A 24,799-nucleotide genomic window follows, 5' to 3' on the forward strand; every position below is an offset into this window, starting at 1 on the left:
ACACACTCCGTGGTCTACGCTTAACCGGCTGAAGCGGGTCCGCAAAATAAAACGGGCCGTTGCCCTGCTTCGATCCGGCAACGGCCCGTGGTGACACGGCCGTGATCACGCCCGGCCGCGACACTTCAACTCAGGACAACTTTTTCTTGAGCAATTCATTGACCTGAGCAGGGTTGGCCTTACCCTTGGTTGCTTTCATCGCCTGGCCGATCAGCGCGTTGAACGCCTTTTCCTTGCCGGCGCGATATTCGTCGACCGACTTCTGGTTCGCGGCGAGCACTTCGTCGATGATCGCTTCGAGCGCGCCGGTGTCCGAGATCTGCTTCAGCCCCTTCGCCTCGATGATGCGATCAGCGGCGGCTTCGTCGGTGGCCTTCTCTTCCCAGATCGCGAGGAAGATTTCCTTCGCGATCTTGTTCGAGATCGTACCGTCGGCAATGCGTTGCAGAATCACCGCGAGCTGCGGGGCCGAGACCGGGCACGCGGCAATGTCGAGGCCTTCGCGATTGAGCTGCGAGGACACTTCACCCATCACCCAGTTCGCCGCGACCTTCGCATTGGCCGGACCGACTTTCGCGACCACCGCTTCGTAGTATGCGGCCGTCGCCTTGCTCGAGGTCAGCACGTTCGCGTCGTAGGGCGTGAGGCCGTACTGCGACACGAAGCGCCGCTGAATCGCTTCCGGCAGCTCAGGCATCTCGCTCTTCACGCGCTCGACCCATGCGGCGTCGATCACGAGCGGCATCAGGTCGGGGTCGGGGAAATAGCGGTAGTCATGCGCGTCTTCCTTGCTGCGCATCGAGCGCGTTTCGCGCTTGTCCGGATCGTACAGACGCGTTTCCTGCACCACCGTGCCGCCGTCTTCGATCAGCTCGATCTGGCGACGCACTTCGTACTGGATCGCTTCTTCGAGGAAGCGGAACGAGTTCAGGTTCTTGGTCTCGGTGCGGGTGCCGAATTCCTTCTGGCCGACCGGACGCACCGACACGTTCGCGTCGCAGCGGAAAGAGCCTTCCTGCATGTTGCCGTCGCAGATGCCGAGCCACACGACGAGCGTGTGCAGCGCCTTCGCGTAGGCAACGGCCTCGGCCGCGCTGCGCATTTCCGGCTCGGTGACGATTTCGAGCAGCGGCGTGCCGGCACGATTCAGGTCGATGCCGGTCATGCCCGCGAAGTCTTCGTGCAGCGACTTGCCCGCGTCTTCCTCGAGGTGGGCACGGGTCAGGTTGATGGTTTTCTCGTACGCTTGCGTGCCCGTCTTTTCATTGGCCGGCACCTGGATCGTCACCTGGCCGCCCTGCACGACGGGGATTTCGTACTGGCTGATCTGATAGCCCTTCGGCAGATCGGGGTAGAAGTAATTTTTGCGCGCGAAGATGCTGCGCGGCGCCACCGTTGCGCCGATCGCGAGGCCGAACTGAATCGCGCGTTCGACCGCGCCGCGGTTCATCACGGGCAGCGTGCCCGGCAACGCCAGATCGACGGGACTGGCCTGGGTGTTCGGCGCGGCGCCGAATTGCGTCGCGGTGCCCGAGAAGATTTTCGAATGCGTCGACAACTGCGTGTGGGTCTCCAGACCGATCACGACTTCCCATTGTTTGGTCATGGTGCTCACACTCCTGCCGGTGCCTGACGGTGCCAGTCGGTGGCGCGCTGGAACGCGTCGGCCACCTGAAGCATCCGGGCTTCATTGAAATAGTTGCCGATGATCTGCAGACCGACCGGGCGCTGCGCATTCGCGCCCGCGCCGAAACCGCACGGCACGCTCATGCCCGGCAGGCCGGCGAGGCTCACCGACAACGTGTAGATGTCGGCCAGATACATCTGCACCGGGTCGTCGCCCTTCGCGCCGATGTCCCATGCCACCGACGGCGCGACCGGTCCCATGATCACGTCGCACTGCTTGAACGCTTCCTGGAAGTCCTGCGCGATGATGCGGCGGATCTTCTGCGCCTGCAGGTAGTACGCGTCGTAGTAGCCGTGCGACAGCACGTAGGTGCCGACCAGAATGCGGCGCTTCACTTCGGGCCCGAAGCCTTCGGCGCGCGACTTCTTGTACATGTCGAGCAGATCGCGGTACTCGGCCGCGCGATGGCCGAAGCGCACGCCGTCGAAACGCGACAGGTTCGACGAGGCCTCGGCCGGCGCGATCACGTAGTAGACCGGGATCGACAGTTCGGTTTTCGGCAGAGACACCTCGACGAGCGTCGCGCCGAGCGCTTCGTACTGCTTCAACGCGGCGTCGATCGATCCGCGCACGTCGTCGGCGAGACCGGCGCCGAAGTACTCCTTCGGCAGGCCGATGCGCAGGCCGGCGAGCGGCTTGTCCGCGCCGCCGTCCCGCCACGACTTGCCGAGGTAGCGCGTGTAGTCCTCGTGCTCGTGCGAGAGGCTCGTCGAGTCGCGCTCGTCGAAGCCGGCCATCGCGTTGAGCAGCGTCGCGCAGTCCGCGGCGCTTTGCGCCATCGGGCCGCCCTGATCGAGCGACGACGCGAACGCGATCATGCCGTAGCGCGACACGCGGCCATACGTCGGCTTGATGCCGGTGATGCCCGAGAACGACGCCGGCTGGCGGATCGAGCCGCCGGTGTCGGTGCCGGTCGCGGCGGGCGCGAGACGCGCGGCCACGGCGGCCGCCGAGCCGCCCGACGATCCGCCCGGCACGGCCTTGCGGTCCCACGGATTCTGCACGGCCCCGAAGTACGAATTCTCGTTGGACGAGCCCATCGCGAACTCGTCCATGTTGGTTTTGCCCACGCACACCATGCCGGCGTTCTGCAGACGCGCGACCACGGTCGCGTCGAACGGACTTTCGTAGTTCGCGAGCATCTTCGAGCCGGCCGTGGAGCGCCAGCCCTTCGTGACGAACACGTCCTTGTGCGCGATTGGCAAGCCGACGAGCGGGCCGGCGTGGCCGGTGTGCAGCAGCGCGTCGGCGGCTTTCGCCTGCGCGAGCGTCAGTTCGGGATCGACCTGGATGAACGCGTTCAGGCTGTTGGCCGCGTCGATCCGCTTCAGGTACAGCTGCGCCAGTTCGACTGCGGAGCATTCCTTGGCCGCGAGCGCGGCGCGCAGTTCGGTCAAACTTTTTTCATGCATTGCGTTTTATCCTGGAAAGCGCGGCAGCGTGGTCACGCTGCCGTGGAGGCGTTCGGTTGCCCGTCGGCAGACGGCCCGGCACGGCTCGCGGCGAAGCCGCGCGCCTGCGCACGAAAGGCTCGTGCCGGCGCCGGGCCCGGGGTCTGACCGACGGGTCTTATTCGATCACCTTCGGCACGAGGTACAGGCCGTCCTGAACGGCCGGCGCGGGGCGCTGGAAAGCCTCGCGCTCGACCGTCTCGCTGACGGCGTCGTCGCGCAGACGCAGCGCGACGTCTTCGATCTGCTCGATCGGGTGGGCAAGCGGGGCGATGCCGGTGGTATCGACCGCCTGCATCTGCTCGACGAGGCCGAAAAAATCATTGAGCTGGGCACGCGTGTGCTCGGCGTCGGAATCGGCCAGTTCGAGCCGCGCGAGATGCGCGATGCGTTTTACATCGGTCAGGGTCAGAGCCATGCAATCACCGGAAAGGGTGGAATGTCACTATGGTTAAAAAGTCGCGCTTTAACAGCGGGTTACGACAAGATAGGACAATCTAAAAAAAGGAGCGGAAACGGCAAAATGTACGCTCCGTTTCCTTCAAAACATCCAAAATTATAAGGTATGATTACGCGTTCGACCCAAACCCGGACCGACTTACCAAGGCCTTACGGACAATTCAAAGAACGTCCGGCGTTTTCCGCCCTGGCTTTGCAACGGCCTCCGGTAGACTCCCCCGCGGCTTCAAGTTCATGTGGCGTCGCTACCGCCCGGTTGAAGCTGTTATTTATTCCGCTGCCGCCCTACGCATACGGTGCGAGGCCCGGCCCCCAGCGAGACAGGATTTTGAATGTTCGGTTTTTTGCGCAGCTACTTCTCCAACGATCTGGCCATTGACCTCGGCACCGCCAACACGCTTATCTACATGCGCGGCAAGGGCATCGTTCTCGACGAACCGTCGGTCGTGTCGATCCGCCAGGAAGGCGGCCCGAACGGCAAGAAGACTATTCAGGCAGTCGGCAAGGAAGCCAAGCAGATGCTCGGCAAGGTGCCGGGCAACATCGAGGCGATCCGCCCGATGAAAGACGGCGTGATCGCCGACTTCACCGTCACCGAGCAGATGATCAAGCAGTTCATCAAGACTGCTCACGAATCGCGCATGTTCTCGCCGTCGCCGCGCATCATCATCTGCGTGCCGTGCGGTTCGACCCAGGTCGAGCGCCGTGCAATCAAGGAAGCCGCGCATGGCGCGGGCGCCTCGCAGGTGTACCTGATCGAAGAGCCGATGGCCGCCGCGATCGGCGCGGGCCTGCCGGTGTCGGAAGCAACGGGTTCGATGGTCGTCGACATCGGCGGCGGCACGACCGAAGTCGGCGTGATCTCGCTCGGCGGCATCGTGTACAAGGGCTCGGTGCGCGTCGGCGGTGACAAATTCGACGAAGCGATCGTCAACTACATCCGCCGCAACTACGGCATGTTGATCGGCGAGCAGACCGCCGAAGCCATCAAGAAGGAAATCGGCTCCGCGTTCCCGGGCTCCGAAGTCAAGGAAATGGAAGTGAAGGGCCGCAATCTGTCGGAAGGCATTCCGCGCAGCTTCACGATCTCCAGCAACGAAATCCTCGAAGCGCTGACCGATCCGCTGAACCAGATCGTGTCGTCGGTGAAGATCGCACTGGAACAAACGCCGCCGGAACTCGGCGCGGACATCGCCGAGCGCGGCATGATGCTGACCGGCGGTGGCGCGCTGCTGCGCGATCTCGACCGACTGCTCGCCGAAGAAACCGGCCTGCCGGTGCTCGTCGCCGAAGATCCGCTGACTTGCGTCGTGCGCGGCTCGGGCATGGCGCTCGAGCGCATGGACAAGCTCGGCAGCATTTTCTCGTACGAGTAAGCGAGCCTTCCTCCCATGTCAGTAGCGCGGATCTGGCACACGGCCCCTTGCGGGCCGCTTTGTCGTTGGCTGGGCCGACCAGCCTCCGCGCGCTGAACGCGCTTGCCTAGCGCGCCGCCGTCTCACCCAACCGCTCACGCCCCCGGCGCCGACCATGGAATACAGTCCGCCGCCCCTGTTCAAGCAAGGCCCCTCCGCTCTCGCGCGACTGGTGTTCTTCGTCGTGCTGGCGCTCGCCCTGCTGATCTCCGACGCCCGCTTCCAGACGCTCGAAATCGTCCGCGGCGTGCTCGGCGCGGGTCTTTATCCGTTGCAGCGCGCGGCGCTCGTGCCGCGCGACATCTTCATGGGTGCCGCCGACCTCGCCGTGACGAGCGCCACGCTGCGCAACGAAAACGCGAAGCTGCGCGAGAAGGACCTGCAGCTGTCGCAGCAGGCCAACACGGCCGCGTCGCTCGCTGCCGAAAATAGTCATCTGCGCGCACTGATGCAACTGTCGCAGCAGCTGACCACGCAATCGCTTCCCGCCGAAATCCAGTACGACACGCGCGATCCGTTCACGCAGAAGGTCGTGATCGGACGCGGCGCGCAGCAAGGCATTCAGAACGGCTCGCCGGTCGTCGACGAGGACGGCGTGATCGGCCAGGTCACACGGGTGTTCCCGCTGCAGGCCGAAGTCACGCTGCTGACGGACAAGGACCAGGCGGTGCCGGTCGAAATTCTGCGCACCGGCTTGCGCAGCGTGATCTACGGCACGCCGAAGGGCGACACGCTCGATCTGCGCTTCGTGCCGATCAGCGCCGACGTGCAGACCGGCGACGAGCTCGTCACCAGCGGTCTCGACGGCGTGTATCCGCCGGGGCTGCCGGTCGCGAAGGTCGTGCGCGTCGACAGGCAGGCCGACACCGCGTTTGCCCGCGTGGTCAGTCTGCCGGTCGCGGCGGTGCGCGGCGCGCGTCAGGTGCTGGTGCTGCACGTCCAGAACACCGCGCCACCGCGCCCGGCCGACGAGCCCGACGCGGCGACCGTCGCGAAAGAAGCGAAAGCGAAGAAGGGCGCCAAAGCCGCGGAAGGCAAGGGCGCGGCGGACAAATCCGCCGCCAGGTCGGCGGACAAGAACGCCGCCGACAAAGCCCCCGCCGAAAAACCCGCAGCAAAATCCACGGAAAAGGCGCCGGCCAAAGCCGCCGCCGACAAGAAGTCCGAAAAGCCCGCAGCCGACCGAAAAGCCGACAAACCGGCCGCCGCGAAGAACGCGAAGCCGCAAGCCGAGCCGGGGGCTCAGCCATGAATCGCCCGCAATACATCCTGCAGCCGGTCAACCCGTACTTCATCGCGTTCAGCCTCGCCTCCGCGTTCCTGCTGAACCTGATGCCGTGGGGGCGTCTCGCCGGCGTGCCCGATTTCGTCGCGCTCGTGTTGCTGTTCTGGAATGTTCATCAGCCGCGCAAGGTCGGCATGGGGATCGCGTTTTTTCTCGGCCTGCTGATGGACGTGCACAACGCGAGCCTGCTTGGCGAGCACGCGCTCGCCTACACGCTGCTGTCGTACGGCGCGATCACGATTCACCGCCGCGTGCTGTGGATGTCGCTCGGCGTGCAAACCTTCGCGGTGATGCCGCTACTCGTCGTCGCGCAACTGGTGCCGTTCGTGATCCGGTTGTTGACCGGTGCGGCGTTTCCGGGCTGGAGTTATCTGATCGACGGTTTCGTCGAAGCCGCGCTGTGGCCGCTCGCGAGCATCTTGCTGCTGATGCCGCAGCGCCGCCCCGCCGACCCGGACGATACGCGCCCCATTTGAACCCGCATCGGGCCCACCGCCCGCGGCCAATTTGGGCGCACACTCTTGATGGCCGCATGCCGGCCTTTTGCAGAATCGCATGACCGAATTCAAGGACACTCAACAGCAGCTCACGAAATTCCGCCTGCGCGTCGCGGCGGCGGGCCTGTTCGTGTTCGTCTGCTTCGGGCTGATTGGCTTTCGCTTCCTGTTCCTGCAGGTCTGGCACTACAGCAAGTACTCGCTGCAGGCCGATGAAAACCGCATCTCCGTCGCGCCGATCGTGCCGAACCGCGGCATCATCACCGACCGCAACGGCGTCGTGCTCGCGAAGAACTACTCGGCCTACACGCTCGAAATCACACCCTCGAAGCTGAACGACACGCTCGATAACGTGGTCGACAACCTCGCCACGGTAGTCTCGATCGACGCGCGCGACCGCCGCCGCTTCAAGAAGCTGCAGGAAGACTCGAAGAACTTCGAAAGTCTGCCGATCCGCACGCGCCTGAGCGACGACGAAGTCGCGCGCTTCACCGCGCAGCGCTTCCGTTTCCCCGGCGTCGAAGTGCGCGCGCGGCTGTTCCGTCAGTACCCGCTCGGGCCGACCGCCGCGCACGTGATCGGCTACATCGGACGGATTTCGCAGCGCGACCAGGACCGCATCGACGACGCCAGCGATCAGAACGACAGCGATCCGGACCACTACGATCCGCGTCTGGACGCGAACAACTACAAGGGCACCGATTACATCGGCAAGATCGGGGTCGAGCAGAGCTACGAAACCGAGTTGCACGGTCAGACCGGCTTCGAGGAAGTCGAGGTGACGGCGGGCGGCCGCCCGGTGCGCACGCTGTCGCGCACCCAGGCGACGCCGGGCAACAACCTCGTGCTATCGCTCGACATCGGCCTTCAGCAGGTCGCCGAGCAGGCGTTCGCTGGACGTCGCGGCGCGCTCGTGGCGATCGAGCCGTCCACCGGCGACGTGCTCGCGTTCGTGTCGGCGCCGAGCTTCGACCCGAATTCATTCGTCGACGGCATCGACCAGCAGACCTGGGACGAGTTGAACAACTCGCCCGACCATCCGCTGCTGAACCGGCCGCTACACGGCACCTACCCACCAGGCTCGACCTACAAGCCGTTCATGGCGCTCGCCGCGCTGTCGCTGCACAAGCGCACGCCGAGCTGGGGCTTCCAGGACCCCGGCTACTACACGTTCGGCGGCCACACGTTCCGCAACGACGTGCGCTCGGGCCAGGGTTGGGTTGACATGAACCGTGCGATCGTCGTGTCGAACGACACGTACTTCTACATGCTCGCGCACGATCTCGGCGTCAACAACATCGCGAACTTCATGAAACCGTGGGGCTTCGGGCAGATCACCGGCATCGACATCGCCGGCGAAGCGAAGGGCATCCTGCCGTCGACCGACTGGAAGCGCCACGCGTACCGCAAACCCGAGCAGCAGAAGTGGTACGAAGGCGAGACGGTCAGCCTCGGCATCGGCCAGGGCTACAACTCGTTCACGATCCTGCAGCTCGCGCATGCCACCGCAACGCTCGCGAACAACGGCGTCGTGATGAAGCCGCACCTCGTGCGCGACATCGAGAATCCGATCACGAAGGACACGCGGCCGGTGGTGCGCGACCCGAGTGACAGGATCGCGGTCAAGCAGCAGGACATCGACTTCATCAAGCATGCGATGGAAGGCGTGGTCACGAACGGCACGGCGGCCAAGGTGTTCGCCGGCGCGGCGTACCAGGCGGCGGGCAAGACCGGTACCGCGCAGGTGTACTCGCTGCAAGGCGCGAACTACAAGGGTCACGCGATCGCTGAGAATTTGCGCGATCACGCGCTGTTCATCGCGTTCGCGCCCGTCGAGCAACCGAAGATCGCGCTCGCGCTGATCGTCGAAAACGGCGGCTGGGGCGCGGAGGCGGCCGGTCCGATCGCGCGCAGGGTGCTCGACTATTACCTGGTCGGCAAGAACAAGCCCGGCGTGGTCGAAGCAGCCGTCGCGGCAGCGGCATCTAACACCGCCGAAGCGTCCGCGCCACAGGTCGGTGAAACGCCGGCGCAGCATGAGGGCGCTCAGCCGCTCAGGATCGCGGCGGGCTTCAAGGCACTGCCGGTGCCGGGGGCGGCGGCTGCCGCGGCGGCCTCGGGTGCGTCGGCGGCTGTTGCGGCTTCGGGCGCGAACGGCGCGTCCGTGCCGGTGGCGGCATCGGCTGGCGCGGCGGCAACGGTGCCGGCCAGCGCACCGGCAGCGGCAGCGGCTTCGGCCAGTGCGGCGCGGGCGGCGTCGGCGGCCAGGCCGGCATCGGCTTCGGCCGCGGCAAAGAAATCCGCGTCGCGTACGTCCGACGCCCCGCACAAACCCCGTCCGGCCAGCGAGCCGGCGCCGAGCGTCGCGGCCCCATCGCGCGAGGACAGCGTCCAGGGCGCGTCACCGCGCCAGCCCGCCACCGGCGGTATCGACGAATAAGGAGAAAGGCATGCAATTCGACAAGCGCGCCTGGCTCGACCGCATCAAGCGGATGTTCGCGGGCTTCGACCGTCCGCTCGCCCTGATCGTGTTTCTGCTGCTGTGCGTCGGCATCGTCACGCTGTACAGCGCGAGTCTCGATATGCCGGGCCGCGTCGAAGACCAGTTGCGCAACATCCTGCTCACCTTCGTGCTGATGTGGGGGCTCGCCAATGTGCCGCCCAACACGCTGATGCGCTTCGCGGTCCCGCTTTACACGTTCGGGATCGCGTTACTGGTCGCGGTCGCGATGTTCGGTCTCACGCGCAAGGGCGCGAAGCGCTGGATCAACGTCGGCGTGGTGATCCAGCCATCGGAAATACTGAAGATCGCGACACCGCTGATGCTCGCCTGGTACTACCAGCGCCGCGAAGGCGTGATGCGCTGGTACGACTACCTGGTCGGCTTCGCGATCCTCATCGTGCCGGTCGGCCTGATCGCGAAGCAGCCCGACCTCGGCACGGCCGTGCTCGTGTTCGCCGCCGGCCTGTTCGTGATTTACTTCGCGGGGCTGAGTTTCAAGCTGATCGTGCCGGTGCTGATCGCAGGCGTGATCGCGGTTGTGTCGATCGCGGCGTTCCAGGACAAGATCTGTCAGCCCGAAGTGCAGTGGCCGCTGATGCACGACTATCAGAAGCACCGTATCTGCACCTTGCTCGATCCGACCTCGGACCCGCTCGGCAAAGGCTTCCACACGATTCAGGCGGTGATAGCGATCGGTTCGGGCGGCCCGCTCGGCAAGGGCTGGCTGAAGGGAACGCAAGCGCATCTGGAGTTCATCCCCGAAAAGCACACCGACTTCATCTTCGCGGTGTTTTCGGAAGAGTTCGGATTGGCGGGCGGGATCGTGCTGCTCACGCTGTACATGCTATTGATCGCGCGCGGGCTCTACATCGCGGCCAATGGCGCGACCTTGTTCGGGCGATTATTGGCCGGCTCGTTGACGATGGCGTTCTTCACGTACGCGTTCGTCAATATCGGCATGGTGAGCGGCATTCTGCCGGTGGTCGGCGTGCCGTTGCCATTCATGAGTTACGGCGGCACCGCGCTAACTACACTGGGTGTCGCGACCGGGCTGATCATGAGTGTCGCGCGACAGAAGCGGTTGATGCAGAGCTAAGCGTAGCCAACGGCACGCAGCAATCGAAAATGCCAAAAGGGCGCTCGTTGCGAGCGCCCTTTTGCTTGACTGCTGCTTCACTACTGGGGTTTCACTTCCTTCTGATCGCGCAACTGCGCGCTCAACTGCTGATACTTCAGGCGCGCGGCCGGATCGCCCTGTGCCGCCGCGGCCGCGTAATACGCGCGCGCCACATTCAGATTCCGGTCGACACCATCGCCGCCGCGCTCGTAGAACGAGCCGGTCACATACTGCGCGGTCATGTCGCCGCCCTGCGCCGCCTTCTTGTACCAGACGAACGCCTGCTTGTTGTCGCGCTCGGTACCACGTCCGTCGAGGAACTGATTCGCGAGCGCGAGTTCCGCCTGCACATGACCCTGCGCGGCGGCCTTCATGAACCAGCGATGCGCCTCCACCGGGTCGCGCTCGACGAACTCGCCATCGTCGTACATCTTGCCGTACACGTATTGCGCGTGCGACATGTTCGCGTCGGCGGCCTTGCGCAGCCACTTCTTGCCTTCGTCGACGTTGACCGGCGTGCCTTCGCCGTTGAGCAGCATCATCGCGTAGTTGAACTGGGCGAGCCGGCTGCCGCGCTCGGCGGCCTCGCGGAATTCGGTCAGCGCAGCGGCGAGGTTGCCGGCGTTGTAATCGGCCACCGCGGATTGCGTCTGCGGATCGTTCGACCTGGCGACGTGATCCTGTGCGTACGCGGCGCTCCACGCGGTACTCGCGAGCAGCGCCGCCGCCGTAATGATCACTTGAGCGATCACCCGCGCAATCCTCGGCCCGGCGCCCCCCTGCACTCTGCCGTTCATGACCTCACCTCCTGTAATGCCTGGCGCGTCGCGCGCAACATCCAGATCACGTCGGCGGCCAGCGCCACGAAGCGAAAGCCCGCGTCGCGATGCTGCCGCGCGCCGGCCACGTCCATTGCGAAGATGCCGGCGGCAATGCCGGCTTGGTCGGCCGCGCTGACAATGCGCGCCATCGCCGCCTGCACGTCCGCGTGCTTCGCGTCGCCGAGATGACCGAGGCTCGCGGCCAGATCGGCCGGCCCGACGAACACGCAGTCGACGCCCGGCGTCGCCGCGATCCGCTCGACCTCGCGCAAGCCGCGCGCCGATTCGATCTGCACAATCGTCGCGATTTGTGCGTTCGCCGTCTGCACGTAGTCGCGTCGCATGCCGTAGCCGGCCGCACGCACGACGCCCGCGACACCGCGCAGGCCGTCGAGTGCCTCCGCGGTCGGATATTGGGTGAGCCGCACGGCGCGTGCCGCGTCTTCAGCGGATTCGATGTTCGGGAACATCAGCGTGCGCGCGCCGGCGTCGAGCACGCGCTTGACGAGCCAGGGCTCGCTCGCGGGCACGCGCACCACCGGCTCGCTCGGCAGATGGGCGGCGGCGATCGCGCGCAATTGCGACTCGACGCCGCCGCTATCGTTCGGCGCGTGCTCCATGTCGATCAGCAGCCAGTCGAAGCCGGCGTGCGCGAGCGCTTCGGCGGCGGCCTCGCTGCCGAGCGACAACCACAGCCCGAACAGCGGCGCGTTGTCCTTCAGACGTTGTTTGAGGGAGTTGGTGAAGGTGCTCATCGGCTGGCCTCGCGCAGGTTTGGAATGCGAAGCGGGGCCAGATAGCGAATCAGGCAGGCACCGGGGCGCTGACGGCCTCGATGCCTGCTGCGACGCGATGCGGTGACCGGCATGTCTCGCTCCGTGTGTTGGTCGGAACGATCATACCGTGACAATAACGCGAGAGTTCGCTCGCGCGGCGGGGTGTGGATTCAGGCGGGAAGCTAGTCGCGGACCACGTCGGCCCAGCAGTTCGGCGTCTCGTACAGACGCACTTTATGCAGGCGCAGGTTCACGCCGTAGTGCGCGTCGTAGACGTTCGCGAGGATATCGAATGCAATCGCGGCGAGGTTTTCGACGGTGGGAATGCGATCGATCACGACCGTCTTGTGACCCGCCATGCTGTCGAGAAAGCCACGCACCTGCGTGTCGCCTTCGTAGACGAGAAACGCGTGGTCCCACTTGTCGACCAGGTGCTCGTTTGCGAGCGACTTCACGTCGGCGAAATCCATCACCATGCCGCGGTCGGGCGCGCCTTCGGTGTCGACCAGATCGCCTTGGAGCGTGATTTCGAGCACATAGCGATGGCCGTGCAGATTACGGCACTGGCTGCGGTGATCGGGGATGCGGTGGCCCGCGTCGAATTCGAGTTTTCGGGTAATCGTCAGCACGGCAAATCAGGGAATGTTCAGATACTTGTGAGTCTGCATCGACAGGCGCCACTGCGGATGACGCTTGCACCAGTCGATCGCGAGCTTCGTGTTGATGTCGCGCCACGGACCGTCCATCGGCTGGACGAGGAAATACTCGAAGTCGAGCTTCGCGTAGTCGGCGAGGCGCTGGTTGTCCTGCGGGATCACGACCTTCAGTTCGTTGCCCTTCGTCACGACGAGCGGCGCGTCGGCCTTCGGGCTCACGCAGATCCAGTCGATCGTGTCGAGCACCGGCAGCGAGCCGTTGGTCTCGATCGCGATCTCGAAGCCGGCCGCGTGCAGCGCGTCGACGAGCGGCTGATCGATCTGCAGCATCGGCTCGCCGCCGGTGCACACGACGAAGCGTTCGCCCTCGCCTTGCGGCCATTGCGACGCGATCATCGCGACGAGTTCGTCAGGTGTGCGGTACTTGCCGCCGTTCTCTCCGTCGGTGCCGACGAAGTCGGTGTCGCAGAAACGGCAGACGGCTTCCGCGCGATCCTCTTCGCGGCCCGACCACAGATTGCAGCCTGCAAAACGGCAGAACACGGCCGGCCGCCCGGCATTCGCGCCCTCGCCCTGCAACGTGTAGAAGATTTCCTTGACCGCGTACGTCATGCTGCTTTCTGTCCTGTGTTCCTGATCAATGATGCGCGCTCTTGCGCGAACCGTCACACGGGCTCGGTGACTTTCTCACCGGCGAGGTAAGCCTCATAGCCACGTTTGCGCAACCGGCATGCCGGGCATTCGCCGCAGCCGAAGCCCCATGAATGCAGTTCGGCGCGTTCGCCGAGGTAGCAAGTGTGGGTCTCGACGCGCACCAGTTCGACCAGTGCGTCGCCGCCGAGCTCGTGCGCGAGACGCCATGTGTCGGCCTTGTCGAGCCACATTAGCGGTGTCTCCAGCGCAAAACGCTTGTCCATGCCGAGATTCAGCGCGACCTGCAACGCCTTCATCGTGTCGTCGCGGCAATCGGGGTAACCCGAGAAGTCCGTCTCGCACATCCCCCCGACCAGCACCTGCAAACCGCGCCGATACGCGATGGCCGCGGCGATCGTCATGAACATCAGATTGCGGCCCGGCACGAACGTGTTCGGCAACCCATTGGCCGTGGCTTCGATCTCGATCTCGCGCGTCATCGCGGTGTCGCTGATCGCGCCGAGCAGCGACAGGTCGATCGTGTGATCGTCGCCGAGACGATCGGCCCACGCCGGAAACGCACGCACGACGGCCTGACGGAAACCCTCGCGGCATTCGAGCTCGACCCGATGACGCTGACCATAGTCGAAGCCGATCGTTTCGACCGTGTCGTAACGATCGAGCGCCCACGCGAGACACGTGGCGGAATCCTGGCCGCCGGAAAACAGCACGAGCGCGCTACGCTTAGCGTCTTTGCGGATCACCGTGATACTCCGTGAATGAGAGCGCCACGTCGTGCTGCGCGAGGTGCGCTATGCGAGCAACGCGGCGCGACGTGTGCCGGCATTGTGCCGGCCCAAAGCAGTATAGGTCGCGCGTTGCGCGTGAACGTGGCTGGGCGCTTATACCGCCGATCGTCGGGCGAAGGATTGGCTGCTTCGGTGCGATACGCTCGGCACCGCATTCGCGCGGTATACGACCGCGTGCGACGCCTGCATGCAAGTCCTTGAACTGGCGCGATTTTATCACGCGACACCGAATGTCACCGCCGCCTGTTGTCCAACGCGTCGCGGCTCCAACCGCATGGCGAGCCAAAGACGACTTGTCCGCCAAACGGAAAAGCCCCAGGAATCTTGCGATTTCCTGGGGCTGAATCCTGGTGGCCTGGGGCGGAATCGAACCACCGACACGCGGATTTTCAATCCGCTGCTCTACCAACTGAGCTACCGGGCCAACGAAGAACGAAACTATATCAAGCGATCTGCAGTTCAGCAAGCCCTTTCATAAAAAATATTGCCGGGCCGCGTTTGCATGCAACAGGTGGCGCTCACTCGCCCTTGTTCTTGCCGAGATCGACGCCGAGTTGCTTCAGCTTGCGATAAAGATGCGTGCGCTCCAAACCGGTTTTCTCCGCGACGCGCGTCATGCTGCCGTTCTCGCGCGCGAGGTGATATTCGAAGTACGCGCGCTCGAACGCGTCGCGCGCATCGCGCAGCGGAATGTCGAACGAGATGGACGCGGTTTGCGCGGCGAGCGCACCGCCGCCGACGCCATCGGCCGAAAGCATCGGCAACGCGGCCGCCGACGCGACCGACGATGCGCTGACCGGCAACGCCGGCTTCGCGGCCACACCGCCGGGCACGGCCGCCGAGTTGCCGCGCGCGAGTCCCTGCTCGACCGCCTTCAGCAGCTTCTGCAACGCGATCGGCTTTTCGAGGAAGTTGAGCGCGCCGATCTTGGTGGCCTCGACCGCGGTGTCGATCGTCGCGTGACCGGACATCATGATGACGGGCATCGTCAATTGACCTTGCGCGGCCCATTCCTTGAGCAGCGTCACGCCGTCGGTGTCCGGCATCCAGATGTCGAGCAGCACGAGGTCCGGCGCCTGACGCAGCCGGAACTCGCGCGCCTCCTGCGCGTTTTCAGCGGCCTCCACGACGTGTCCCTCGTCGCTGAGGATCTCCGAGAGCAGTTCCCGGATGCCCATTTCATCATCTACCACCAGGATGGTTGCCATTTACGCTGCCCTTGTCTGCACTGTTGCTTTTGTCGTTCCCTGCGACGCGCCACCATGCGCCGGATGCGCACCCGAACCAGGTGCACCCGGCTGCGCGGGCTCGTCCGCCAGTTGAAGGAAGAGAATCGAAATCTGCGCGCCTTCGATCACGTCGCCAGCCTTCATGCGATTGCGAATGTCGATGCGCGCGCCATGTTCGTCGACGATCTTCTTGACCATCGCAAGTCCCAGACCCGTACCTTTGGCCTTGGTCGTCACGTACGGCTCGAACGCGCGCGTGAGGATACGCGCGGGGAAGCCCGGTCCGTTATCCGACACGGTCAGACGTACCGCGACGCGCGCCTTGCCTTGCACGTCGGGGTCTCCGTATTCTACTGTCCTCGTCTCGAGCAAAACACGCGGATGCGCGACTTCCGCGACCGCGTCCTGCGCATTCTGCAGCAGGTTGTGGATCACCTGACGCAATTGCGTCGCGTCGCCGCGTATTGCCGGCAAGGCCGCAAGCTCGACCTGGATCACGCCCTTGCCTTCCTCGATACCGTACAGCGTGAGCACCTCGCTGACCAGATCGTTCAATTGCAGATGCGCGAGGACCGCGGGCGGTGTGCGCGCGTAGTCGCGGAAATCGTCGACCATCTGCTTCATCGCCGCAACCTGATTGACGATCGTCGTCGCACCGCGCTTCAGCACGTCCGCATCCGACGGCGCGAGCTTGTCGGCGAGCTTCATCTGCAAACGCTCGGCTGACAGTTGAATCGGCGTGAGCGGATTCTTGATCTCGTGCGCGAGGCGCCGTGCGACTTCGCCCCATGCAATCGACCGCTGCGCGGAGATCACGTCGGAGATGTCGTCGAACACGACCACGTAGCCTGAGGTCTGGATGTCTTCGGCATCGCGCTCGTTCGCCGCGACGAGCCGTGCGCCGCGCACGAGCAACGTCAGCGGCTCGGTCTCGCCGGGAACCGGCACCGAGAACTGCTGCTGCCAATGGCCGTTGTCGTCATGGCCGTCTTCGCTCGCCGCTTCGCGATCGGCGAATGCCTTGCGCACCATCGCGCCGAATTCGCCGAGCACGCCAATCTGATCGAGCGACGAACCGAGCACAGTCTGGAACGGCTGACGGAAAATCCGCTCGGCGCCGCGATTCGCGGTGGTCAGCCGGAACTGCCGATCGAATACGAACACGCCCGCGGTCAGGTTCGCGAGGATGCTCTCGAGATACGCCTTCGAATGCTCGAGCGCGATACGATTTTTCTCGACAGCCCCGCGCGCTTCCGCCAACTGCCGCGTCATCGCGTTGAACGACTGAGTCAGGAAGCCCAGTTCGTCGCGCGATTTGATCTCGCGCTTCGGCGTGTAGTCGCCCTCGGTGATTTCCTTCGTGCCCTGCGCGAGCAGAAACAGCGGCCGCGCGAGCTGATTGCCGAGCGCGAGCGCGAGCATCATCGCGATGAAGGTCGCGAGAAACAGCGACAGCGTCAGCGTGCCGATGTACATCTTGCGCAGGCCGGTGCGGCCGAGCGCCTTCTCCTGATACTCGCGATACGCGCGCTGCACCGCGTCGGCATTGCGCGCGAGTGTCGTCGAAACTGGCTGCGTCAGTTGCAGGAAGCGCTCGGCGGGCTGCAATAGCGATGCGTTCGCATCGGGAATACGCTGCACCACGCGCAGACGCAGCGCGCCCTTGCCGCCCTGCGCGTGGGCGTCGCCGTCCACCTCGCCTTCGATCGCCGCATAGCCGTGGCCTCGCGCCTGCTCGATCATCAATGGTGTCGGCAGATCGTTCGGCAGCAGCATCGCGTAATTGCTGGACGCCTGCGCGACCACGTGCATGTCCGGCGTCGCGCCCGACATGCTGCGGGTCGGCTCGACGATCGTCGCGTCCTGCACGCCGAACTGGTCGCGCAGACGCAGCAACGTCAGCGTGGTGCCGGCCGCATCCGCGCTCGCGATCTGCTCGGACATCAGACGCGCCTTCGTCTGCAAATCGGACAGCGACGCGTCGAGCATGCCGCGCCCGAGATTGAGGCCGGACGCTAGCGCGGTTTCGACGTTCACGTCGAACCACGACTCGATGCTGCGCGACACGAACTGATACGAAACGATGTAGATGATGCCGCCCGGCACCACGCCGACCAGCGCCATGAAGAACGCGAGCTTCGCGAGCAGCCGTGTGCCGAATTTGCCCGTGCGCAAGCGCACGACGATGATGACGACGAGCGTCGCCACCACCAGCAGAAAGATCATCGCGACCGCGACGTTGGCCGCGTACAGCCACTGGTAATAGCGGTCGAAGAATTCGGTGTTCGCGCTCGCGGCGGCCAGCAATACGAGCAGCAGCACGGCCGTGACCGCGACCGTCGACACCAGCACGCGCACGACGATGCTGCTGACACTGGTGGAAGATGAGCGCACTTTATTTAGCACGATCGGCCGCCGTGAAAGTGAAGCGCTTCCAATCGGAGGCGAGGTTCCAGTCGCGGTTGTTCACCGCGTCGATCTGGAACGGCTTGGGCATCAGCCCGATGTCGAGTTGCATGCGCACCGACGCGTTATAGGTTTCGCCGACACGCACCTCATTGCGGTCGATCACGTGCCACGACGTCACGTGCTTGATCACGGCGAGCGCATCCTTCAGCGTGGAAAAGCCGAGCTGCAAGCCGCCCGACTGCACGCTCGACACGCGATATTCGCGCGTGAGCGGCTGGAACGACAGCCGCAAGCTTTGCGACACGCTGACCGGCTGCTCGTCGAACCAGTACCAGCGCGGCCGGCTCAATTCGAAATCGGTCGTGAAATAAAGCGGAATGCCTTTGTTGACCGCGTCTTCGAGATTGCTGTTCAGCTCGAATTCGAAATGCGCATCGAGACTCCAGCCGCCGTTGTCGGCCTGCAGCGACGCCCGCTGCACCGCGATCGAGTCAGCGTGCGCCGCGCCCGGCGCTGCAAGCCAGACGGCCAGCGCGATCCAGAGCACGGCAGCGAGCCGAAGCGGGAAGAAGCGTTTTATGGTCACCGTTTCTGAAAGCGCGCGTAGAAAAATCCGTCGTGGTCTGAGTTCGTGCCGGCGCTGAATTCAGCGGGTCGTCCAGCATGAGAACCGGCCGATGAGTCGGCGGGCGCGCGAGCAACTGAGGGTAAAAGCTGCCCCGGCGCGTCCAATCGTACCGCATCCTGATGCTGGTTTCCAAACCACTGAGCCTGCAACTCGCCTTCTTCGGGGAAGACCGAACAGGTAACGTAAAGCAACTCGCCGCCGGGTTTCACGAGCGGCCACAGCGCGTCGAGAATGCGGCGCTGTTCGGCGACGAGCGCGGCGATATCCGACTGGCGACGCAGCCAGCGGATATCCGGATGACGCCGCACGATGCCCGACGCAGAGCATGGCACGTCGGCGAGGATGCGGTCGAACGGTTGGTCAAGATCGTCGTGCCACTGCGCGGGGTTGCCCGCGTCGCCGATGCGCACTTCCGCTTCGAGCTTCAGACGCCGCAGGTTTTCGCCGATGCGGCGCGCGCGCGACGCATCGCTTTCGAGCGCAACGAGTTGGATGTTGGCGAGTTCGAGCAGATGGCCGGTCTTGCCGCCAGGGGCCGCGCATGCGTCGAGCACGCGCATGCCGTCACGCACGCCGAGCAATTGCGCGGCGAGTTGCGCGCCTGCGTCCTGTACAGACACGACCCCTTCGCTGAAGCCCGGAATGCGCTCGACCGGCATCGGCGTGGCGAGCGTGACCGCGTGCTCGCCGGCCTTGCTTGCGGCGATCTGCTGGCGTTGCAGCTCTTGCAGATAGGCGTCGACCGTCGAATGGCGCGCGTTCACGCGCAACGTCAGCGGACCTTGCGTGTTGCCGACGGCCAGCACCGATTGCCACGCCTCGGGCCATGCGCGCTTCACCGCGTCGATCCACCAGGCCGGATAGTTCCAGCGCGCGGCTTCGTCGGCTTGTACGGCGGCGAGCAACGTGTCGCGCTCGCGCAAGAAGTTACGCAGCACCGCGTTGACGAGCCCCTTCGCGAACCCGAACTCGCGGCGCGCGCCGATCGCCCTGACCGCCTGGTCGACGACCGTAAACGGCGTGTAAGCGGCGCTCGCTTCGTCGTCGACGAGCAGTGCGAGCGCGCATGCAAGCACATGCGCGACGTGCGGCGGTGGCGCTTTCTTCACGAGCTTCCCAATCAGCCACTCGGCGGTCGCGAGACGCCGCATCGTGCGATAGGCGATGTCCTGCACCGCGCCGCGCGCCGCTGCGGCGTTGCCCTCGGGCATCGACACGAACACGCTTTGCAGCGCTGCGGGCAAGGCCGCGCCGAGACGCACGGCGCCGACGGCCTGAGCCGCGCAGTCGAGCGCGAACCCGAGCGATTCGGGCGACAGATGCAGCGCCGACAAACGGGATTCGCGCGAGCGCGCCGACGAGGAAGCAGAACGCGAAGAAGGCTTTGAAGTCATGAAGGGAGCAAGGGCCAGCCGCACGGTGCGCGCGGCGCAATCAGCGCACATTGTAGCGTGGCGCCGGTGGGCCGCCGCCGTGCGGGGGCGGCGGCAGACGCTGTCGCGCGGTTGCGACGAACGGTGCAAAAAAAGCGGGCCTCGCGGGGCCGCTATTCAGTACTTCAGGATCGACGCGCCGAACGACGCGGCGGCTCAGTCGAAGCGCCCGGTGCGCGCCATTTCCATCAGACGCGCGATGCGTTCTTCGGTCGCAGGGTGTGTCGAGAACAGGTTCGCGATACCGCCGCCCGAGAGCGGATTCATGATCATCATCTGCGCGGTGGCCGGATGCGCCTCGGCCGTCGGGAACGGAATGCCGCTCGCATAGCGATGGATCTTGTCGAGCGCCGACGCCAAGGCCTGCGGGTCGCCCGAAATTTGCGCGCCGCCACGGTCGGCTTCGAATTCGCGCGCACGCGAAATCGCCATCTGGATCAGCGCGCCCGCAATCGGCGCGAGCAGCGCAACCGCGATGCTCGCGATCGGGTTCGCGGGACGCCCGTTTTCGTCGCGGCCGCCGAAGAACATCGCGAAGTTCGCCAACGCGGAAATCGCGCCGGCCATGGTCGCAGAAATCGTCGAGATCAGAATGTCGCGGTGCTTCACGTGCGAAAGTTCGTGCGCCATCACGCCGCGCATTTCGCGCTCGGACAGCACGCGCAGAATGCCAGTGGTCGCCGCGACCGCCGCGTGCTCCGGATTGCGGCCGGTGGCGAATGCGTTCGGCGCGTCTTCGTTGATCAGGTAGACGCGCGGCATCGGCAGGTTCGCGCGCGTGGCGAGATCGCGCACCATCCGATAGAACTGCGGCGCACTGTTTTCGTCGACTTCCTGCGCGTTGTACATGCGCAGGACCATCTTGTCGGAGAACCAGTACGAAAAGAAATTCATCCCAAGGGCGATCACGAGCGCGAGCATCATGCCGCGCGACCCGCCGATCATCCCGCCGATCACGATGAAAAGGGCCGTAATCGCGGCCATCAACATCGCGGTTTTCACCCAATTGAACATGTCTGCAACTCCTTGCCCCGAGCGTGGCCTTCGTCTCCGTGCCGCGCAATTGCGGCGCCAGATTGTAAGCGAAACGTTAGATATGGGCGACGCGGGAAAATTCAATCACCGCGAGGCGGTCGCGAGTTTGATGCCGAGGCCCACGAACGCGCTGCCGACGCTGCGATCGAGCCAACGCTTGACCGTCGGCTTGCCCGAGAAACGCTGCGTGACGCTGCCCGCGATCCACGCGACGAAGCTGTTCCAGACCATGCTCATCAGCACGAAGACCGCGCCGAGCGCCAGAAACGCGAAGGTCTTGTGTTCGCTGCCCGTTGCCACGAACTGCGGGAAGAACGACACGAAGAACAGCACGACCTTCGGGTTCAGCACATTGGTCCAGAAGCCTTGCAGGAACAACTGCCGCAGTGACTTCGGCGTGGACGGCGCACGCGCGTCGCCGGCAGGTGCACCCGCAGCCGGCTTCGTGAAGATCAGGCGCACACCAAGATAGATCAGATAAATCGCGCCGACGAATTTGACGATGGTGAACGCGGTGGCCGACGCGGCCAGCAGCGCGGTCAGCCCGAACGCGCAGGCCAGCGAGTGAATGCAGCAGCCCGCCGAAATGCCGAGCGCCGACATCAGCCCCGCGCCGCGGCCCTGGGCGACGCTGCGCCCGACGATATAAGCGGTATCCGGCCCCGGCGTGATGTTCAGGAGAAAAACCGCGACGATGAAAAACTCGAAATGGACGATGCCGAACATGTGATGAACCCTCGAAAACCTGGTCTGCTGCATGAGGATTCTAACGCGCGGCGGGCCCGCGGCGGGCGCCTGGAACGCCGGCGGAATCGACGATGCTCTGGCGTGCGCGCCGCGCTTATTGCGCCTCGGGAAGCTCGAAGCGCTGGCATGCGGCGAGCGGCGAACCGGCAAGGAATTCGCGCACCGGCAGGCGCTTGCCACCGGGCTTCTGCAATTGCGTCAGACGCAGTGCGCCTTCGCCGCAAGCGACCAGCACGCCGTCGGGAGAAACCTCGGTGATGGTGCCCGGCGTCTTGTCGTTGCCGGAAGTCGGCGAGGCCACGGCGGTGGCGGCCCAGATCTTGACGGTGCTGCCGTCGGCGAGCGTGCCGGCGCCGCCGGGGAACGGATCGAACGCGCGCACCTGGCGCGCAAGCGCCTCGGCCGGGCGGCGCCAGTCGAGCGCCGCTTCGTGCTTGGCGATTTTCTCGGCGTAGGTCACGCCGTCGGCCGGTTGTGGGGTCGAGGCCAGCTTGCCGCTGCGCTCGAGCTCGATCAGGGCATCGACGATCAGTTGCGCGCCGTGCTCGGCGAGGCGGTCGTGCAGCGTGGCGGTGGTGTCGTCGGCGGAGATCGGGGTGCGGACTTCGGAGATCATGGCGCCGGTGTCGAGGCCGGCGTCCATCTGCATCAGCGTGATGCCGGTTTGCGCGTCGCCCGCCTCGATCGCGCGATGAATCGGCGCCGCGCCGCGCCAGCGCGGCAGCAGCGACGCGTGAATGTTGATGCAGCCGAAGCGCGGAATGTCGAGCACTTCCTGCGGCAGGATCAGCCCGTAGGCGGCGACCACCATCACGTCGTGCGGCGTCGCGCGCAGTTGCTCGATGCCGGCGGCGGCTTCCTCGGGGTACTTGCCGGCGCGGCGCAGCGACGTGGGCTGCGCAACCGCGAGGCCATGCTCCTGTGCGTAGCGCTTGACGGGGCTCGCCTGCAGCTTCATGCCGCGTCCCGCGGGCCGGTCCGGCTGCGTCAAGACGAGCGGCACGGCAAACCCGGCGCGATGAATCGCGGCCAGCGCGGCCGCGGCGAATTCCGGCGTACCGGCAAAGATGACGCGCAACGAATGAGTCATGAACGAGCGGCGGGCAAATTGAAAGCGCGTTACATAGCGTGGGCGAGCTTCTTCATCTTGCTCTTGATGCGCGTTTGCTTCAGCGGCGACAAATATTCGACGAACACGCGGCCCATCAGGTGATCCATCTCGTGCTGGATGCACACGGCGAGGAGGCCCTCGCAATCGAGCTCGAACGTTTCGCCCTTCTCGTTGAGCGCGCGCACGCGCACTTTCTCGGCACGCTCGACGTTGTCGTAGATCCCGGGCACCGACAGACAGCCCTCTTCCGACAACTTCCTCTCATCGCTCGACCAGACGATTTCCGGGTTGATGAACGCGAGCAATTCGTCGTGCGTTTCCGACACGTCGATCACGATCACGCGTTCGTGCACGTCCACCTGGGTGGCGGCAAGCCCGACGCCGGGCGCCGCGTACATCGTTTCGGCCATGTCGGCGACGAGGCGGCGGATACGGTCGTTGACCTCTTCGACTGGCTTCGCCACCTTGTGCAGCCGTTTGTCGGGGTAATTGAGGATATTCAGTAAAGCCATGATTTCGAGTGTGATTTCAGACGCCGCTAACCATTGGAGGCTCGCGTTGGCCATTCGGCCAGGTTGTGAGCCCGTCGTAATACGCAGAGGATAGATGGTGTCGAACCAGTTCGATTCAACGCGCCTCGCGCGCCCGACGACGAACCCGCGCGCTCACGCGCGGCGCCGCGGTTATTCGCGGCTCATTGCCGTTTCTATTGCAGCACGGTTTTATTTCGGATCATGAAAATTTTAGCATGGCGCCCGCCTGCCCGCAGGCCCCGCCAGAGGAGCGACCCACATGCACACCTTGCCCGCAACCCGTATCGAACTGGCCGCCTGGCTACGGTTGTCGCTTGCGCCGGGCCTCAGACCCGCGGCGTTGCGCCTGTTGCTAGCCGGATTCGGACTGCCTGAAGCGCTGTTTGCGCAGTCGCCGGATGCGCTCGCCGAGGTCGCCGGTGAGACCGCTGCGCGCGCGGTGCTGGCGCCGCCGGGTCCGGCGTTCGACGGCCAGCTCGAGGCGGTGCTCGCATGGCGCGAGCAGCCGGGCAACCAGATCGTCACGCTCGACGACCCCGCCTACCCGCCCGCGCTGCTGACGATGCCCGATCCGCCGCCGCTTCTATATATAAAGGGCCGGCTCGATCTGCTGCATACGCGCGCGGTCGCGCTGGTGGGCAGCCGCAGCGCGACGCCGCAGGGCATCGAGGATGCGCGGCGGTTCGCGCGAGCGCTGTCGGCGGCGGGCGTGACGGTCGTCTCGGGGCTCGCGCTCGGCATCGACGGCGCCGCGCATCGGGGCGGGCTCGAAGGTGTCGGTGGAACGGTCGCGGTGATCGGCACCGGCGCGGATCTCGTCTATCCGGCCGCGCATCATGCGCTCGCGGGGCAGATCGGGGCGCAGGGCGCAATTCTGTCGGAGTGGCCGCTAGGCACGCCCGCGCGCGCCGCCAATTTCCCACAGCGCAACCGGCTGATCGCCGGGCTGGTCAGCGGAGTCGTGATCGTCGAGGCGGCTATGCGCTCCGGTTCGCTGATTACCGCGCGGCTCGCCAACGAGATGGGGCGCGACGTGTTCGCGCTGCCAGGATCGATTTACGCGCCGTTGTCGCGCGGCTGTCATCGGATGATCAAGCAGGGCGCGCGGCTCGTGGAAACACCGGACGAGGTGCTGGAAGAGCTGGGTTTTGTCCGACGGACGGCAAACCACGCGGGACGCGCAGCGAAACAGGCCGCTCCGCTGGATCAGGCGCGTTTGCGCGTTTCGTCGGCCGGGACCGCTTTGCGAGCTGCGAGCGCCGCCTTCGCCGATACACGGTCGATCGGGCCGGCCCCACAGCCGGCGCTCGCCCCCGACTCCCAACGTCTGCTCGCCGCGCTCGGCCACTCACCGACCACGCTTGAAATTCTGGCCGCCCGCACCGAGATGCAGGACGCGGCCCTGCACGCCGCCCTGCTCCGGCTCGAACTCGCCGGCGAGGTCACGCTGCTGCCCGGCGGCCGCTTCATGCGAGCCCATCATGACTGAGCCGAGACTGACCGGCATCAACGCAGATTGGCAACTCTTCGCGACCGGCCATGCTACATTCGCGCCAAAGCACCCA

Annotated in this window: 22 protein-coding genes and 1 tRNA gene; 6 read left to right on the forward strand and 17 right to left on the reverse strand. The window is 65.2% G+C overall.

Features of this window, described 5'->3' with window-relative positions; all coding sequences use genetic code 11:
• Positions 1 to 130: 130 nt before the first annotated feature.
• The 3 genes from gatB to gatC all read right to left on the reverse strand — a co-directional run bounded on the left by gatB (position 131) and on the right by gatC (position 3,556).
• Positions 131 to 1,606, reverse strand: a complete 1,476-nt coding sequence (gene gatB, locus AB3X94_RS06895; protein ID WP_368611122.1) for an Asp-tRNA(Asn)/Glu-tRNA(Gln) amidotransferase subunit GatB — start codon at positions 1,604 to 1,606, stop codon at positions 131 to 133.
• Positions 1,607 to 1,611: 5 nt separating this feature from the next.
• Positions 1,612 to 3,099: an Asp-tRNA(Asn)/Glu-tRNA(Gln) amidotransferase subunit GatA gene (gene gatA, locus AB3X94_RS06900; protein ID WP_368611123.1), complete on the reverse strand. Its 1,488-nt coding sequence runs from the start codon at positions 3,097 to 3,099 to the stop codon at positions 1,612 to 1,614.
• Positions 3,100 to 3,256: 157 nt separating this feature from the next.
• Complete coding sequence (gatC, locus tag AB3X94_RS06905) at positions 3,257 to 3,556, reverse strand: Asp-tRNA(Asn)/Glu-tRNA(Gln) amidotransferase subunit GatC (RefSeq protein ID WP_176109825.1); 300 nt, start codon at positions 3,554 to 3,556, stop codon at positions 3,257 to 3,259.
• Between the two features lie 373 nt (positions 3,557 to 3,929).
• Here gatC and AB3X94_RS06910 point away from each other — a divergent pair, with 373 nt between their 5' ends.
• The 5 genes from AB3X94_RS06910 to rodA all read left to right on the forward strand — a co-directional run bounded on the left by AB3X94_RS06910 (position 3,930) and on the right by rodA (position 10,393).
• Positions 3,930 to 4,973, forward strand: a complete 1,044-nt coding sequence (locus AB3X94_RS06910) for a rod shape-determining protein (RefSeq protein ID WP_004189550.1) — start codon at positions 3,930 to 3,932, stop codon at positions 4,971 to 4,973.
• 154 nt (positions 4,974 to 5,127) lie between these two features.
• Positions 5,128 to 6,264, forward strand: coding sequence for a rod shape-determining protein MreC (gene mreC, locus AB3X94_RS06915; RefSeq protein WP_176109826.1), 1,137 nt, complete (start codon positions 5,128 to 5,130; stop codon positions 6,262 to 6,264).
• Positions 6,261 to 6,773, forward strand: coding sequence for a rod shape-determining protein MreD (gene mreD, locus AB3X94_RS06920; protein ID WP_176109827.1), 513 nt, complete (start codon positions 6,261 to 6,263; stop codon positions 6,771 to 6,773). The genes mreC and mreD overlap by 4 nt, the downstream gene beginning before the upstream one ends.
• Before the next feature lie 79 nt (positions 6,774 to 6,852).
• Positions 6,853 to 9,234: a penicillin-binding protein 2 gene (mrdA, locus tag AB3X94_RS06925; protein ID WP_176109828.1), complete on the forward strand. Its 2,382-nt coding sequence runs from the start codon at positions 6,853 to 6,855 to the stop codon at positions 9,232 to 9,234.
• Positions 9,235 to 9,244: 10 nt separating this feature from the next.
• Positions 9,245 to 10,393: a rod shape-determining protein RodA gene (gene rodA, locus AB3X94_RS06930; protein ID WP_176109829.1), complete on the forward strand. Its 1,149-nt coding sequence runs from the start codon at positions 9,245 to 9,247 to the stop codon at positions 10,391 to 10,393.
• A gap of 80 nt (positions 10,394 to 10,473) precedes the next feature.
• Here rodA and AB3X94_RS06935 read toward each other — a convergent pair whose 3' ends face one another.
• The 14 genes from AB3X94_RS06935 to def form a co-directional block, all read right to left on the reverse strand.
• Positions 10,474 to 11,211 (reverse strand): tetratricopeptide repeat protein, encoded by a 738-nt coding sequence (locus AB3X94_RS06935; protein ID WP_176109830.1) that lies wholly within the window; start codon positions 11,209 to 11,211, stop codon positions 10,474 to 10,476.
• Positions 11,208 to 11,990, reverse strand: coding sequence for an HpcH/HpaI aldolase/citrate lyase family protein (locus AB3X94_RS06940; protein WP_176109831.1), 783 nt, complete (start codon positions 11,988 to 11,990; stop codon positions 11,208 to 11,210). The genes AB3X94_RS06935 and AB3X94_RS06940 overlap by 4 nt, the downstream gene beginning before the upstream one ends.
• 203 nt (positions 11,991 to 12,193) lie before the next feature.
• The gene (gene queD, locus AB3X94_RS06945) at positions 12,194 to 12,637 is read right to left on the reverse strand and encodes a 6-carboxytetrahydropterin synthase QueD (RefSeq protein ID WP_026228977.1); all 444 of its coding nucleotides are present in this window, start codon (positions 12,635 to 12,637) and stop codon (positions 12,194 to 12,196) included.
• Between the two features lie 9 nt (positions 12,638 to 12,646).
• Positions 12,647 to 13,279: a 7-carboxy-7-deazaguanine synthase gene (gene queE, locus AB3X94_RS06950; RefSeq protein ID WP_368611124.1), complete on the reverse strand. Its 633-nt coding sequence runs from the start codon at positions 13,277 to 13,279 to the stop codon at positions 12,647 to 12,649.
• A 53-nt stretch (positions 13,280 to 13,332) separates the two neighbouring features.
• The gene (gene queC / locus AB3X94_RS06955) at positions 13,333 to 14,064 is read right to left on the reverse strand and encodes a 7-cyano-7-deazaguanine synthase QueC (protein WP_176109832.1); all 732 of its coding nucleotides are present in this window, start codon (positions 14,062 to 14,064) and stop codon (positions 13,333 to 13,335) included.
• Positions 14,065 to 14,457: 393 nt separating this feature from the next.
• Positions 14,458 to 14,533, reverse strand: a tRNA-Phe gene (locus AB3X94_RS06960).
• Positions 14,534 to 14,627: 94 nt separating this feature from the next.
• A complete protein-coding gene (gene esaR, locus AB3X94_RS06965) occupies positions 14,628 to 15,317 on the reverse strand; it encodes a response regulator transcription factor EsaR (RefSeq protein WP_176109833.1) in 690 nt (229 codons plus the stop codon).
• Positions 15,318 to 17,744 (reverse strand): PAS domain-containing sensor histidine kinase, encoded by a 2,427-nt coding sequence (locus AB3X94_RS06970; protein WP_176109834.1) that lies wholly within the window; start codon positions 17,742 to 17,744, stop codon positions 15,318 to 15,320.
• Positions 17,734 to 18,333 carry a DUF4390 domain-containing protein gene (locus AB3X94_RS06975; RefSeq protein WP_176109835.1) on the reverse strand — a complete coding sequence of 200 codons (600 nt, stop codon included), beginning with the start codon at positions 18,331 to 18,333 and terminating at the stop codon, positions 17,734 to 17,736. Before AB3X94_RS06975 ends, AB3X94_RS06970 begins: the two co-directional genes overlap by 11 nt.
• Positions 18,330 to 19,769: a 16S rRNA (cytosine(967)-C(5))-methyltransferase RsmB gene (gene rsmB / locus AB3X94_RS06980; protein WP_176109836.1), complete on the reverse strand. Its 1,440-nt coding sequence runs from the start codon at positions 19,767 to 19,769 to the stop codon at positions 18,330 to 18,332. The genes AB3X94_RS06975 and rsmB overlap by 4 nt, the downstream gene beginning before the upstream one ends.
• Before the next feature lie 195 nt (positions 19,770 to 19,964).
• On the reverse strand, positions 19,965 to 20,822 hold the full coding sequence (htpX, locus tag AB3X94_RS06985) for a zinc metalloprotease HtpX (protein WP_013088049.1): 858 nt from the start codon (positions 20,820 to 20,822) through the stop codon (positions 19,965 to 19,967).
• 105 nt (positions 20,823 to 20,927) lie between these two features.
• On the reverse strand, positions 20,928 to 21,569 hold the full coding sequence (locus AB3X94_RS06990; protein ID WP_176109837.1) for a LysE family translocator: 642 nt from the start codon (positions 21,567 to 21,569) through the stop codon (positions 20,928 to 20,930).
• 115 nt (positions 21,570 to 21,684) lie between these two features.
• Entirely contained in the window at positions 21,685 to 22,680 is a 996-nt protein-coding gene (fmt, locus tag AB3X94_RS06995) for a methionyl-tRNA formyltransferase (RefSeq protein WP_368611125.1), read from the reverse strand.
• A 29-nt stretch (positions 22,681 to 22,709) separates the two neighbouring features.
• Positions 22,710 to 23,213, reverse strand: a complete 504-nt coding sequence (gene def / locus AB3X94_RS07000; RefSeq protein ID WP_176109839.1) for a peptide deformylase — start codon at positions 23,211 to 23,213, stop codon at positions 22,710 to 22,712.
• 280 nt (positions 23,214 to 23,493) lie between these two features.
• Here def and dprA point away from each other — a divergent pair, with 280 nt between their 5' ends.
• Positions 23,494 to 24,723 carry a DNA-processing protein DprA gene (gene dprA / locus AB3X94_RS07005; RefSeq protein WP_368611126.1) on the forward strand — a complete coding sequence of 410 codons (1,230 nt, stop codon included), beginning with the start codon at positions 23,494 to 23,496 and terminating at the stop codon, positions 24,721 to 24,723.
• Positions 24,724 to 24,799 lie beyond the last annotated feature (76 nt).

It is taken from the genome of Paraburkholderia sp. BR10923, from assembly GCF_040948765.1.
Lineage (GTDB): Bacteria > Pseudomonadota > Gammaproteobacteria > Burkholderiales > Burkholderiaceae > Paraburkholderia > Paraburkholderia youngii.